The sequence below is a fragment of the Bradyrhizobium algeriense genome (genome assembly GCF_036924595.1).
In the GTDB taxonomy this organism is placed as follows: domain Bacteria; phylum Pseudomonadota; class Alphaproteobacteria; order Rhizobiales; family Xanthobacteraceae; genus Bradyrhizobium; species Bradyrhizobium algeriense.
The window spans coordinates 2,912,217-2,925,283 of the sequence record NZ_JAZHRV010000001.1; the positions used below are offsets into that span (position 1 = coordinate 2,912,217).

Annotated in this window: 12 protein-coding genes; 10 read left to right on the forward strand and 2 right to left on the reverse strand. The window is 62.9% G+C overall.

The features are described from left to right. Window positions 1–96: 96 nt before the first annotated feature. The 9 genes from V1286_RS14355 (at window position 97) to V1286_RS14395 (ending at window position 8,073) form a co-directional block, all read left to right on the forward strand. On the forward strand, window positions 97–1,251 hold the full coding sequence (locus tag V1286_RS14355) for a cysteine desulfurase family protein (RefSeq protein ID WP_334480464.1): 1,155 nt from the start codon (window positions 97–99) through the stop codon (window positions 1,249–1,251). An 88-nt stretch (window positions 1,252–1,339) separates the two neighbouring features. Next, window positions 1,340–2,821: a Fe-S cluster assembly protein SufB gene (sufB, locus tag V1286_RS14360; protein ID WP_334480465.1), complete on the forward strand. Its 1,482-nt coding sequence runs from the start codon at window positions 1,340–1,342 to the stop codon at window positions 2,819–2,821. A gap of 126 nt (window positions 2,822–2,947) precedes the next feature. Beyond that, window positions 2,948–3,700, forward strand: a complete 753-nt coding sequence (gene sufC, locus V1286_RS14365; protein ID WP_334480466.1) for a Fe-S cluster assembly ATPase SufC — start codon at window positions 2,948–2,950, stop codon at window positions 3,698–3,700. 17 nt (window positions 3,701–3,717) lie between these two features. Next, window positions 3,718–5,043 carry a Fe-S cluster assembly protein SufD gene (gene sufD, locus V1286_RS14370; protein WP_334480467.1) on the forward strand — a complete coding sequence of 442 codons (1,326 nt, stop codon included), beginning with the start codon at window positions 3,718–3,720 and terminating at the stop codon, window positions 5,041–5,043. After that, on the forward strand, window positions 5,040–6,287 hold the full coding sequence (locus tag V1286_RS14375; RefSeq protein ID WP_108521129.1) for a cysteine desulfurase: 1,248 nt from the start codon (window positions 5,040–5,042) through the stop codon (window positions 6,285–6,287). The genes sufD and V1286_RS14375 overlap by 4 nt, the downstream gene beginning before the upstream one ends. Then, window positions 6,284–6,655 carry an SUF system Fe-S cluster assembly protein gene (locus V1286_RS14380; RefSeq protein WP_334480468.1) on the forward strand — a complete coding sequence of 124 codons (372 nt, stop codon included), beginning with the start codon at window positions 6,284–6,286 and terminating at the stop codon, window positions 6,653–6,655. The genes V1286_RS14375 and V1286_RS14380 overlap by 4 nt, the downstream gene beginning before the upstream one ends. Window positions 6,656–6,664: 9 nt before the next feature. After that, the gene (locus tag V1286_RS14385; RefSeq protein WP_334480469.1) at window positions 6,665–7,078 is read left to right on the forward strand and encodes a VOC family protein; all 414 of its coding nucleotides are present in this window, start codon (window positions 6,665–6,667) and stop codon (window positions 7,076–7,078) included. Between the two features lie 129 nt (window positions 7,079–7,207). Further along, on the forward strand, window positions 7,208–7,597 hold the full coding sequence (locus V1286_RS14390) for a HesB/IscA family protein (protein ID WP_108521123.1): 390 nt from the start codon (window positions 7,208–7,210) through the stop codon (window positions 7,595–7,597). A gap of 26 nt (window positions 7,598–7,623) precedes the next feature. Then, window positions 7,624–8,073: a TfoX/Sxy family protein gene (locus V1286_RS14395; RefSeq protein ID WP_334480470.1), complete on the forward strand. Its 450-nt coding sequence runs from the start codon at window positions 7,624–7,626 to the stop codon at window positions 8,071–8,073. A 7-nt stretch (window positions 8,074–8,080) separates the two neighbouring features. Here V1286_RS14395 and V1286_RS14400 read toward each other — a convergent pair whose 3' ends face one another. Both V1286_RS14400 and V1286_RS14405 read right to left on the reverse strand, forming a co-directional pair. Beyond that, window positions 8,081–9,148, reverse strand: coding sequence for a GGDEF domain-containing protein (locus V1286_RS14400; RefSeq protein ID WP_334480471.1), 1,068 nt, complete (start codon window positions 9,146–9,148; stop codon window positions 8,081–8,083). 127 nt (window positions 9,149–9,275) lie between these two features. Beyond that, window positions 9,276–10,799, reverse strand: coding sequence for a DEAD/DEAH box helicase (locus V1286_RS14405; protein WP_334480472.1), 1,524 nt, complete (start codon window positions 10,797–10,799; stop codon window positions 9,276–9,278). Window positions 10,800–11,184: 385 nt separating this feature from the next. Between V1286_RS14405 and V1286_RS14410 the strand changes: the two genes are divergently transcribed. Further along, window positions 11,185–12,687, forward strand: coding sequence for a caspase family protein (locus V1286_RS14410; protein WP_334480473.1), 1,503 nt, complete (start codon window positions 11,185–11,187; stop codon window positions 12,685–12,687). Window positions 12,688–13,067 lie beyond the last annotated feature (380 nt).

Genomic DNA, 13,067 nt, shown 5'->3' on the forward strand with positions numbered 1-13,067 from the left:
ACGCCGCGATCCCCAATTGCCATAAGGCAGCTCGCGCCGGCGGCGAGGCCGAGCCTTGCGGGAGCTGCTGGCCGATATAGGTAATATTGTACGGACATGCCCGACCGGGTCTATCTCGACTGGAATGCGACGACGCCGCTTCACCCAGAGGCCAGGCAGGCGATGGCGGCTGCTTGGGAGGTGGCCGGCAATCCATCCTCGGTCCATGCCGAAGGCCGTCAGGCGCGCAGGCTGATCGAGGACGCCCGTGCCGCCATCTCGGCGGCTGTCGGCGCGCGGCCGCAGGACGTGGTGTTTACGTCGGGCGGTACGGAAGCGAATGCGCTAGCGCTGACGCCGGGGCTACGCCGGGGCGCGGGCGAACCGGTCCGTCGGCTGCTGGTCTCGGCCATCGAACATACCTCGGTGTTATCGGGAGGGCGTTTTTCGCCGGACGCGATCGGGACCATCCGGGTCACCGGATCCGGCCTGATCGACACCGACCATTTGCGGAGGCTTGTTGCCGTCGGGCCGCCGGCGCTTGTCTCGGTCATGCTGGCCAATAACGAGACCGGCGCGCTTCAACCGGTCGGCGAAGTCGCTGACATCGTACATGAAGCAGGCGGGCTGCTGCATGTCGATGCAATCCAGGCGCTCGGGAAAATACCGTTTGATATCAAATCGATGAAAGCCGATCTGGTCACGCTTTCTGCGCACAAGATCGGCGGCCCGAAGGGCGTCGGTGCGCTGGTTCTGGCCGCGGAGATGCTGGGGCTGGAGCCGCTGCTGCGTGGCGGTGGTCAGGAGCTCGGGCGCCGGGCCGGCACCGAGAATGTCGCGGGTATTGCGGCCTTTGGCGCTGCCGTGCGGGCCGCCATGGGGGCTTTAGACGGCGATACAGCCCGGCTACGGGGCTTGAGGGACCGCCTTGAAGCCGGCCTGAAGCAAACTCCGGGGGTGATTGTATTCTCCGAGGACGTCCCGCGGCTGCCCAATACCACCCTGTTTACCGTTCCCGGGCTGAGGGCCGAAACGGCCGTGATTGGCTTCGACCTCGGCGGTATTGCGGTATCCTCGGGTTCCGCCTGCTCGTCCGGCAAGGTCCAGCCATCCCACGTCCTCGAGGCCATGGGCTATGGCAAGGAACTGGCCCAGGGAGCGGTGCGGCTCAGTCTGGGCTGGTCTACCTCTGAGGCAGACATTGATTTGGCGCTTCAGGCTTGGCGAAAGCTCGCCGATGCCTTACTTAGAGGGCGACGAAACACAGCTTGAAACGTTCTAAGTGGGTTTCGCTGAAATGGTTCGTCACTGATTTGGAATTGTTCCACCGCGGTCCTTGAAACCGCGAGCGGAGGATGGAATGCCAGCCGTACAAGAGACGGTCGAGCGCGTGAAGCGCATCGACGTCGACCAGTATCGATATGGGTTTGAGACGCTGATCGAATCCGACAAGGCCCCCAGGGGGCTGTCGGAAGACACCGTCCGCTTCATTTCAGCGAAAAAGAACGAGCCGACCTGGATGCTGGAATGGCGTCTGGAGGCGTATCGCCGCTGGCTGACCATGACCGAGCCGACCTGGGCCCGCGTCAATTATCCCAGGATCGACTACCAGGACCTCTATTACTACTCGGCGCCGAAGCCGAAGAAGCAGATCGGCTCGCTGGACGAGATCGATCCGGAAATCCTCAAGACCTACGAGAAGCTCGGCATCCCCCTGCGCGAGGTCGAGGTGCTCGAAGGCGTCGTCAAGCCGGAAGGCGAGCGCAGGATCGCGGTCGACGCCGTCTTCGACTCGGTTTCCGTCGCCACCACGTTCCAGAAGGAATTGAAGGCGGCCGGCGTGATCTTCATGCCGATCTCGGAGGCGATCCGCGAACATCCCGAACTGGTGCAGAAGTATCTCGGTTCGGTCGTGCCGACCTCGGACAATTACTTCGCGACGCTGAACTCGGCGGTGTTTTCTGACGGCTCGTTCGTCTACGTGCCGCCGGGCGTACGCTGCCCGATGGAGCTTTCGACCTATTTCCGCATCAACGAGCGCAACACCGGCCAGTTCGAGCGCACGCTGATCATCGCCGACAAGGGCGCTTACGTCAGCTACCTCGAAGGCTGCACCGCACCGCAGCGCGACGAGAACCAGCTGCATGCCGCAGTCGTCGAACTCGTCACGCTCGACGACGCCGAGATCAAATATTCGACGGTGCAGAACTGGTATCCCGGCAATTCCGAAGGAAAAGGCGGCATCTACAATTTCGTCACCAAGCGTGGCGACTGCCGCGGCAACAATTCAAAAATCTCCTGGACCCAGGTCGAAACCGGTTCGGCGATCACCTGGAAATATCCGAGCTGCATCCTGCGCGGCGACAATTCACGCGGCGAGTTCTACTCGATCGCGATCTCGAACGGTCACCAGCAGGTCGATAGCGGCACCAAGATGATCCATCTCGGCAAGAACACGACCTCCAGGATCATCTCCAAGGGTATCGCCGCCGGCGTCTCGCAGAACACCTATCGCGGCCTCGTCACCGCGCATCGGAAAGCCACCGGCGCGCGCAACTTCACCGCCTGCGACTCGCTCCTGATCGGCGACAAATGCGGCGCCCACACCGTGCCCTATGTCGAGGCGAAGAACTCGTCGGCGACCTTCGAGCACGAAGCGACGACGTCGAAGATCTCCGAGGACGTGCTGTTCTATTGCATCCAGCGCGGCCTCAGCCAGGAAGAAGCGGTTGGCCTCGTCGTCAACGGCTTTGTGAAGGACGTGCTGCAGCAACTGCCGATGGAATTCGCGGTTGAGGCGCAGAAGCTGATCTCGATCTCGCTCGAAGGTTCGGTTGGGTAGGGCCTCATCCTGAGGAGGCCGCGCAGCGGCCGTCTCGAAGGATGGGAGGAAAGATTGTGGGCCACGTCCTTCGAGACGCGCCTATCGGCGTTCCTCAGGACGAGGGTAAAAAAATGGAAAGACAAGATGTCATTGCTTGAAGTCAAAGATCTGAAGGTCCGTGTCGAGGATAACGAAATCCTCCATGGGTTGTCGCTCACGGTGAATCCGGGCGAGGTGCACGCGATCATGGGGCCGAACGGCTCCGGCAAATCGACGCTGTCGCATGTGATCGCCGGCAAGCCGGGCTATGAAGTCACCGGCGGCGAAATCCTGTTCAGGGGCGAAGACCTGCTGGAAATGTCGCCGGACGAGCGCGCCGCCAAGGGCGTGTTCCTGGCGTTCCAGTATCCGGTCGAAATTCCCGGTGTTGCGACCATGACGTTCCTGCGCACCGCGCTGAATGCCCAGCGTAAGGCGCGCGGCGAGAGCGAATATTCAACGCCGGACTTCCTGAAGAAGGTGCGCGAGGTAGCAAAGTCGCTGAACATTCCGCAGGACATGCTTCGCCGCGGTGTCAACGTCGGTTTCTCCGGCGGCGAGAAGAAGCGCAACGAGATTTTGCAGATGGCGCTGTTCGAGCCTGCCGTCTGCATCCTCGACGAAATGGATTCCGGCCTCGATATCGACGCGCTTCGTGTGGCGGCCGACGGCGTCAACGCGCTGCGTTCGCCGGATCGCGCGATGGTCGTCATTACGCATTACCAGCGGCTGCTCAACTATATCGTGCCTGACTTCGTGCACGTGATGTCGAAGGGCCGGGTCGTCAAAAGCGGCGGCAAGGATCTGGCGCTGGAGCTCGAGGCTTCCGGCTACACCCAGTTCGAAGACGCAGCCTGACGCAAAGCGGATTTGTGATGAACCTAGTTTTGGCAAAGAACGAGACCGGACGCGCGCTGAGCGACAGCTTCGCCATCGCGCGCGACCGGCTGCCGGGTACAGGCAGCGTGGCCGAGGCGCGAAGCGCCGCCTTCGAGGCCTATGACCGTGTGGGCCTTCCGCACCGGCGGATCGAGGATTGGAAATACACCGATCTGCGCGCGCTGATGCGCGAAGTGCTGCCGCTGGCGCCCGTGCCGGATGCCGCAGCCCTGGCACGGGCCGCAACGGCCGCGAAGCTGCAAGCGATCAAGGGCGTGCGCCGGCTGGTGCTGGTGGACGGCGTGTTCGCGCCAAAACTCTCCGAACTGGCCGGGCTCGAAAAGGGGCTCGCCGTCCGCACCCTGCGCGACGTGCTGGAGGCCGGCGACGCTGCACTGCAGGCGCAGCTATTCACGCCAGATATCGCCAATCCGATGGTGGCGCTCAACAGCGCGATGATGACAGATGGCGTGGTGATCGAGATCGCCAATGGCCTCGTGCTGAAGGAGCCGCTGCAAGTTATCCATGTTGCGAGCGGCGCCACGCCCGCGGCGATGTTCACCCGCTCGCTGTTGCGCCTTGGCAAGGACGCCGGCGCGACGCTGGTCGAGAGCTACATCGCGGCCGATGGCGCGACGGCCTATCAGGTCCACGACTCGCTGATCGTTACGATCGGCGACAATTCGCGGCTCGACCAGATTCGCCTGATCGAGGATGGCCGCGAGGCCGTCAATATTTCCTCCGCCGTGATTGCGCTGGGCGCGCATGCGCACTTCAACACCTTCGGCATGACCTCCGGCGCTGCCGTCAGCCGCTATCAGGCGGCGATTGCGTTCGCAGGGGAGGGCTCCCGGGTCGAGACCAACGGCGTAAATCTGCTCAATGGCCGCCAGCACGCCGACACCACGCTGTTCATGGACCACGCGGTGCCGCATTGCGCCAGCCGCGAAGTGTTCCGCGCCGTCGCCGACGACCGCGGCCATTCGGTGTTCCAGGGCCGCATCATCGTGCGCCCGGATGCGCAGAAGACCGACGCCAAGATGATGACGCGGGCGCTGTTGCTGTCCGACGAGGCCGAGGCCGACAACAAGCCGGAGCTCGAAATCTTCGCCGACGACGTCACCTGCGGCCATGGCGCCACCACCGGCGCGCTCGACGAGAGCCTGCTGTTCTACCTGCGCGCCCGCGGCCTTTCGGAGAAGGAAGCCCAGGCGCTGCTGATCCAGGCGTTCGTGGGCGAAGCCATTGAATCGATCGTCAACGACGATCTGCGCGAACTCGCAATTGCAGCCGCGCAGCGCTGGCTGGAGGCAAGGGGATGACAATGCATCCGGCGGTTTCCAACGGTGCATATGACGTCGCCCGCGTGCGGGAGGATTTCCCCGCGCTGGCGATGAAGGTCTATGGCAAGCCGCTGGTCTATCTCGATAACGCCGCCTCCGCGCAGAAGCCGACCGCTGTGCTCGATCGCATGACGGAAGCTTACAAGAGCGAATACGCCAACGTGCATCGCGGCCTGCATTACCTCGCCAATGCCGCGACCGAGGCTTACGAGGGCGCGCGCGGCAAGGTAGCAAAATTCATCAATGCGGCGCGTAGTGAAGAAATCATCTTCACCCGCAATGTCACCGAGGCCATCAACCTCGTGGCATCGTCCTGGGGCGAGCCCAACATCAAACCGGGCGACGAGATCGTGCTCTCGATCATGGAGCACCACTCCAACATCGTGCCCTGGCATTTCCTGCGCGAGCGCCATGGCGCCGTGATCAAATGGGCGCCGGTCGACGACGACGGCAATTTCCTGATCGAGGAATTTGAGAAGCTGCTGACGCCGCGCACCAAGCTCGTCGCCATCACCCAGATGTCGAACGCGCTCGGCACCTTCGTCCCGGTCAAGGAGGTCGTGAAGCTCGCCCATGACCGCGGCATTCCGGTGCTGGTCGACGGTGCGCAAGGCGCGGTGCATTTGCCGATCGACGTGCAGGATCTCGATTGCGATTTCTATGCCTTCACCGGCCACAAGATCTATGGTCCGACCGGGATTGGCGCGCTCTATGCCAAGCATGAGCACCTGGTGGCGATGCGGCCCTATAACGGCGGCGGCGAGATGATCCGCGAGGTGGCAAGGGATTGGGTCACCTATGGCGACCCACCGCACAAGTTCGAGGCCGGGACGCCGCCAATCGTCGAGGCGATCGGGCTGGGCGCTGCGATCGACTACGTTAATTCGATCGGCAAGGAGCGCATCGCCGCCCACGAGCACGATCTCTTGAACTATGCCCAGGATCGCCTGCGCGAAATCAATTCGCTGCGCCTGATCGGCACCGCGCGCGGCAAGGGACCGGTGATTTCCTTCGAGATGAAGGGGGCTCATGCCCATGACGTCGCGACCGTGATCGACCGGCAGGGCATTGCGGTGCGCGCCGGCACCCATTGCGTGATGCCGCTTTTAGAGCGGTTCAACGTCACAGCCACCTGCCGGGCATCGTTTGGGATGTATAATACCCGGGAAGAAGTCGACCATCTGGCACAGGCGCTGATCAAGGCGCGGGAATTGTTCTCATGAGTGACGCAGCCGAAGTCAAATCAGCCAATATGGAAACCATCTCGGCGCTGCCGCCCGAGGAGACCGAGCGGCTGGGAAGTGAAATCGTCGCCGCGCTGAAGACGGTATTCGATCCGGAAATCCCGGCCGACATCTATGAGCTCGGGCTGATCTACAAGGTCGACCTCAAGGACGACCGTGGTGTCGACGTGATGATGACGCTGACCACGCCGAACTGTCCGGCGGCCGGCGAATTGCCGACCATGGTGGAGAACGCGATCGCCAGCGTTCCCGGCGTCGGCGTCGTCAATGTGAACCTGGTCTGGGATCCGGCCTGGACGCCGGATCGTATGTCCGACGAGGCACGCCTCGTCCTCAATATGTGGTGAAGGGATCCGTTGCCTAAATTATCCGGTGTCATCGAGACCGCGCTTTACGTTGATGACCTCGATCGCGCTCGCGCATTTTATGAGAAGGTGCTCGGGCTTGTGCCGCTGACGGCCGACTCGCGATTTCTTGCCTATGATGTTGGCGGCCGCAGCGTGTTGCTGCTCTTTCTCCGCGGTTCGACGCCCGAGCCGATCCAACTACCCGGCGGGACCATTCCGCCGCATGACGGCAGTGGCCCTATTCACATGGCCTTTGCCATTGCGGCGACTGAGCTGCCAGTATGGGAAAAGTCGCTTGGTGAGCACAATGTCGCAATCGAAGGCAGGACGGACTGGCCGCGCGGCGGAAAAAGCATCTATTTTCGCGATCCGGACAATCACCTGCTGGAATTGGCGACACCGGGAATTTGGGCGATTTACTAGGAGGCTTGCAGCTGGTTTCGACGGGTTCTGATCGAGTTCATGACGAGAGACCTTCACAGCGGGAATTTCGTTGTTATTTTAATGGCAAGATAGTTCGTCGCCATGATGCGACGCGGGAGATCGACTGCAATGGATACCACCGTCCAGTCTTCCAAGCCGAAGCCGCGGCCGCGCCCGCAGGTCATGAAACTGACCGAGGCAGCCGCGCAGCGGATTACGGAACTGACCAAGCGCGCCGATTCCGAGATCGTCGGGCTTCGCGTCGGGATCAAGAACGGCGGCTGCGCCGGCCAGTCCTACACGGTGGAATATGCCCATGAGGTCCGCCCGACTGACGAGGTGGTCGAGGACCGCGGCGTGAAGATCCTGGTCGATCCCAAGGCGGTGTTGTTCCTGCTCGGCACCGAGATGGACTACAAGGCCGACAAGATGCAGGCCCAGTTCATCTTCAACAATCCGAACCAGGTCTCCGCCTGCGGTTGCGGCGAGTCGGTGCAACTGACGGCCGCGAAGGTCTAACGACCGCATCGCCGGGGCGGTGAGCGATGGACCGCGATTTCCTGATCGACCTGTTTGCCGATTTCGGCCCCGTCACCATCCGCAAGATGTTCTCCGGATTCGGCATCTCCGTCGACGGCACCAACTTCGCGCTCGCGCTTCGCGCCGGTGTCTATTTCCGCGCCGATGACCAGACCATTCCGCAATTCGAGGCGGAGGGGTCGCAGCCGTTTCAGTATCAAACGCGCGCCAAGACCGTCACTGTGAACTCATACTGGCAGTTGCCGGCGCGCCTGTTCGACGATTCCGAGGAATTGGCCGATTGGGCGAGGGCGGCGCTGGCCGCTGCGCAACGCGCGGCGTTACGCAAGCGGCCGAAGGCGCGCAAGGTGGCGAAGCCGAAGGTTTCGAGCAAGGCTGCGAGCAAGCCGGCTGTTGGCCGTAAGCTGGCGGCGAAGCGGCCGGCAGCGAAGGCGAAGAAGGCGACGCGCCGGTAGTTGGCGCTCAGGCGACCTGGCCGCGAGTCTCGGCGGCGTATTCGGGGTCGACTTCGCAGATCACGCGGTTGCGGCCGTTACGCTTGGCGGCGTAGAGGCAGGCGTCGGCGCGCTCGATCAGCGAATCCGTATCATCGTCCGGTTTCAGCATGGAGACGCCGACGGAGATGGTGACGCGGCCTAGGATTTCGCCAGTGGATTTCTTCTTCAATTCCTTCGCCATCACGGCGCGGCGAATGTGGTCGGCGACCGTCAGCGCCTGGCGCAGCGCCGTGTTGGGCAGCACCACCGCAAATTCCTCGCCGCCATAGCGGGCGGTGATGTCCTGGCCCTTGATGGTCTGTTTCAGCGACATCGCAACCAGCCGCAGCACCTGATCGCCGGTGAGATGGCCGTAGGAATCGTTGAACGATTTGAAGTGGTCGATGTCGAACATCATCATCGACAGCGGCTCGCCGCTCGCCAGCGCCGCCCGCACCGCCATCTCGATCGAGCGGTCGAAATATTTGCGGTTGCCCAGTCCGGTCAGCGGATCGGTCAGGCTCTCGGCGCGGATCGCCTCGAGGCTGTGCTGAAGATTGCTGATCTCGGTTTTCGACAGCGCTAGCCGGCTTTCCAGCGCCTTGTTGGTCTCGCGCATCTCGCGGGTCGATTTCACGAGGCCGTCGACGACCGCCTTGATCTGTTCGCGGGTCTTTGCAGTCCTGAGTTGATCGTTCGCGCCGTTCAGCTTGGCGTCGTAGCTCTCGGACATCCCGAGCGCCTCGGTGATCAGGTTCATCACGTCGTCGATTTCGCCGATCACGCGCGCGCCGACCTTGTCGATGCGGTCGGAGGTCTTGATGTGGGAGAGATAGGTTTCGTAGATCTGTTCGAGATCGGACTCGCTCAGTCGGCCATTGCGCGCCAGCGTCTCGTTGATGATCTTGTTGAGGGGGGCATTGTATCCGGTCGCGTAGACGTACCAGATTTCGTAATTGCGGGGGACGGCGGTTTGCCGGAGGGATTTGATCTGGCCCAACGCGACTTCGGCAAACGCCAAAGTGCGTTCGTGTTCGTCCAGCAGCTTGACCACTGATCCGTCCCCAATATCGAGCCGCGCTCGTTGCCGTGCCGCAATGATTAAATTATCGGCGGCAGGTTAATGGAGGAGAATGAACGGCCGGTAAACGGTTCCGGCCGTTGGGTCGTGCCGAGTTCGTTCAGACGCGGGCGCGAACCGGCCGCAGCAGGAACGCCGGAAGATGCGAGTGATCGGCGGGCTCCGATTCAACATCGCGCTGGGCGCGCCGCGGTTCCGGACGACCGATCGAGGGCACGCGCGAAGGCTGCGCAGGGGCGGGCGGCGTGAAGGAAGCGGCCGCTGCCTGCGGCTGCGGGCCGGCACTGCGGCCTGCGCCCCTGGCATGCCGCGGTTCGCGCTCGCCGCTCTTGTCGGAATCCCTGGCGGGACGCGGCTCGCGTTCGCTGCCATCGCTACCCTTGGCAGCACGCGGCTCGCGTTCACGTCGCGGCTTGCGGCCGCCGCGTGAACCTTCCCGAGATCCCTCGCGTGAGCGGCGGGGCTGGTCGGTCTCGTCGGAGGCGACCGACTGCACGGCATAATCGCCTTCGGCGGCAGGAATGGTCTGGCCGATCAGCCGTTCGATCGCAGCAATCGATTTGCTGTCGAGCGGGCTGACGATCGAGATCGCGGTGCCGGCGCGACCGGCGCGTCCGGTACGGCCGATGCGATGCACGTAATCGTCGGCATGATGCGGCACGTCGAAATTGAAGACGTGGCTGACGGCGGGAATATCGAGGCCGCGGGCCGCGACGTCGGAGGCCACCAGCAACGGTATCTCACCCTTGCGGAACTGATCGAGCGCTGCGGTGCGCGCCGACTGGTCCATGTCGCCATGCAGGGCGCCGACGCTGAAGCCGTGCTTCTGCAGCGATTTGTAAACGACGGCGACTTCGCGCTTGCGGTTGCAGAAGATGATCGCGTTCTGAAGATCCTTGGCGTCGCGCAGCAGGCGGCGCAGAATCTCGCGCTTCTCGTGCACCTCGCGACCGCCGCGAACCTGGAACTGCGATACGCCTGTCGCGGTGGTGGCGGGTTTCGAGACTTCGATCCGCTCGGGATTGTGCAGGAAGTCTTGGCTGATGCGGCTGATTTCCGGCGGCATCGTTGCGGTGAAGAACAGGGTTTGCCGCGTGAACGGCACCAGCTTGCAGACGCGTTCGATGTCGGGGATGAAGCCCATGTCCAGCATGCGGTCGGCTTCGTCGATGACCAAGAGTTCGACACCGGTGAGCAGCAGACCGCCGCGTTCGGTGTGGTCGAGCAGGCGGCCGGGGGTCGCGATCAGGACGTCGACGCCGCGGGTCAGTTTGGAATCCTGGTCGCCGAACGAGACGCCGCCGATCAGGAGCGCAACGTTGAGTTTCTGGCCGACGCCGTATTTGTCGAAATTCTCTTTGACCTGGGCGGCGAGTTCGCGGGTCGGTTCGAGGATCAGGGTGCGCGGCATTCGTGCCCGGGCGCGGCCCTTTTCCAGCAAGGTGAGCATGGGCAGGACGAAGGCGGCGGTCTTGCCGGTGCCAGTCTGGGCGATGCCGAGAACATCGCGGCGTGCCAGAACGTGCGGAATTGCCTGTTCCTGGATGGGGGTAGGGGTGGTGTAGCCGGTGGCCGCAACCGCGGCGAGGACCTTATCGGAAAGGCCGAGATGGGAAAAAGACATTGAGCCTCTAGTCGACACCGCCGTTCGGAATCGAGGGTAAAAAGGCTGTCGCGTTTTGCCCCGAAACGGCGCGCTTTTGAAAAGCTGGGGGCTCTGACTTACGCAGACGAGCGGCTAACCTAGGGAATCGCGTTTCGATCCAAGGCCGCGTTGAGCCGGAACATAGGGGCGAAATGGCCAAAGTCAATCTGGGAACGGCCATATCGCCGAAAAAGCTTAATGTTCTCGCACAAATAACGGCCAAAACCGTCATTTGGGCGTCAAATCGGGCCGCTGTATTCCTAACAGCGGTGGCCGTTGAACCGTGGGCATTGGGATGCCGACTATGGCATGAAGTGGCTTCGCACGGCTCAAACCAGGACCATTCGTGCGCTGGGGGAATTCGATGAAGGCTTGGCTTTCCAGATTGCTCGCGGTGACGAGCCTTGCAGGTTGCATCGCGGCGTTTGCCGCGCCCGCGCATGCGGAAAAGCGCGTCGCGCTCGTGGTCGGCAACAACGACTACCGGAACGTGCCCAAGCTGCAGAAGGCGGTCAACGACGCCCGCACCATGGGCGATACGCTGAAGCAGCTCGGCTTCACGGTGATGGTGGCGGAAAACCAGAACCGGCAGGCGTTCAGCCAGACCCTGCTCGCGTTCGACAAGGCGGTCGATGCCGGCGACACCGCGTTCTTCTTTTTTGCCGGCCACGGCTTCGAAATCGCCGGCCAGAATTTCCTGCTGCCGACCGACGTGCCGGCGGCGACCGAAGGCCAGGAAGAGCTGGTACGCGACGCCTCGGTCCTCGCCGACCGCATCATCGAGCGGCTGCAGAACCGCAACGTGCGCACCGCCATCCTGGTGTTCGACGCTTGCCGCAACAATCCGTTCGAGCGTGCCGGCACGCGCGCGATTGCCGGCCGGGGCGGCCTTGCGCCGATGACGCAATTGCCGGAAGGCGTGTTCTCGATCTTCTCGGCCGGGCCGCGGCAGACCGCGCTCGACCGGCTCTCCAATGACGATGCCAATCCCAATTCGGTGTTCACCCGCACCTTCGCCAAGGAGTTGACGCAGCCCGGCGCGAACCTCGTTCAGGTCGCGCAGCGGACGCGGCGGGCGGTCAGCGAACTGGCGGAGACGGTTCGCCACAAGCAGATCCCGGTCTATTTCGACCAGATGGTCGACGACGTGTTCCTGAACGGTCTGGCGAGCAAGGCGCAGCCGGAAGCGGCCGCGAAGCCTGCCGAACAGCTGCCAAAGCTGGCAGCGTTGCCGCCGGTGCAGCAACTCAAGCCGCAGAACGATTCCGTCAACGCGCCGATCGCGATGTTCTCGCGCCACAATGGCGGCTGGACCGTGGTGTTCTCGATCGCCGACCCGACGCTCGGCATTTCCTGGCGGCTGGGGGACAGCGGCAATTTCCGCGAAACCGGCTTCATGGATACGCTCGACCCGCGGACCCGCAAGCGGATGCCCAATCCGTCGGTCGAATTGCCGGCCGATGCGCCGGCGGCCATCATCCAGGTGCGCTATGTCGACACCAATGGCGAGTTGCAGGGCCCGTTCCCGATCCGCTTCGACCCCGAGGCCGCCCTGATCCGCGACCAGCGCAAGATCCTCGACATGACCGCGACGAGCTGGCTGTCGTTCCGCGAATTCAACGGCCTCTTGGTCTACTACACGCATCTGATGTCGTATCGCTGCGCGATCCGCGAAGTGCGCGTCGGCATCGACTCTACGGTGCCCGACAAGGTCCTGAAAATGCCGCCATGCGATCCCCGGGATCCCAGCGTCATTCCGCACGAAGCGACGCCGTACCTGAAGCTCGCGCCGCAGACCAAATCGGTTTCGGTGGAGCTGACTTATCGCGACGGCAGCGTCTCGGAGATCAAGAGTTTCAGGCGCTGATGGCCGCATCGGGACCTTATGGTTCGAGACGCGCGAAGGCGTGCTCCTCACCATGAGGGTCGTCATACTCCGCGAAGGCAGTGTATCCAGCACGCCGCGGCCTATCCACGTCATTGCGAGCCAACGGGTCGCGCGAATGCGCGCCCGATGACAGGCTCCGCGAAGCAATCCATTGCGCCGCTTGCGGAGACGTGGATTGCTTCGTCGTTTCGCTCCCTTGCGCAAACGCTTCGCGTTTGTCGCAGGCAATGACGTTGATACAGTTTCGCATTCCCGCGACGCATTGCGCCCGAGGCTTGCATGAACCTTCCCTCCAACGAGAGGGAGCAGGGAATGCCGGGTGCTTGCTGCACCCGCGGTCTCGTGTGCAATGGTGTAAA

Excerpts from the sequence above, each read along its gene's own strand:
- V1286_RS14355 (WP_334480464.1), top strand. The coding sequence starts at position 97 with ATGCCCGACCGGGTCTATCTCGACTGGAATGCGACGACGCCGCTTCAC.
- sufB (WP_334480465.1), top strand. The coding sequence starts at position 1,340 with ATGCCAGCCGTACAAGAGACGGTCGAGCGCGTGAAGCGCATCGACGTC.
- sufC (WP_334480466.1), top strand. The coding sequence starts at position 2,948 with ATGTCATTGCTTGAAGTCAAAGATCTGAAGGTCCGTGTCGAGGATAAC.
- sufD (WP_334480467.1), top strand. The coding sequence starts at position 3,718 with ATGAACCTAGTTTTGGCAAAGAACGAGACCGGACGCGCGCTGAGCGAC.
- V1286_RS14375 (WP_108521129.1), top strand. The coding sequence starts at position 5,040 with ATGACAATGCATCCGGCGGTTTCCAACGGTGCATATGACGTCGCCCGC.
- V1286_RS14380 (WP_334480468.1), top strand. The coding sequence starts at position 6,284 with ATGAGTGACGCAGCCGAAGTCAAATCAGCCAATATGGAAACCATCTCG.
- V1286_RS14390 (WP_108521123.1), top strand. The coding sequence starts at position 7,208 with ATGGATACCACCGTCCAGTCTTCCAAGCCGAAGCCGCGGCCGCGCCCG.
- V1286_RS14395 (WP_334480470.1), top strand. The coding sequence starts at position 7,624 with ATGGACCGCGATTTCCTGATCGACCTGTTTGCCGATTTCGGCCCCGTC.
- V1286_RS14405 (WP_334480472.1), bottom strand. The coding sequence starts at position 10,799 with ATGTCTTTTTCCCATCTCGGCCTTTCCGATAAGGTCCTCGCCGCGGTT.
- V1286_RS14410 (WP_334480473.1), top strand. The coding sequence starts at position 11,185 with ATGAAGGCTTGGCTTTCCAGATTGCTCGCGGTGACGAGCCTTGCAGGT.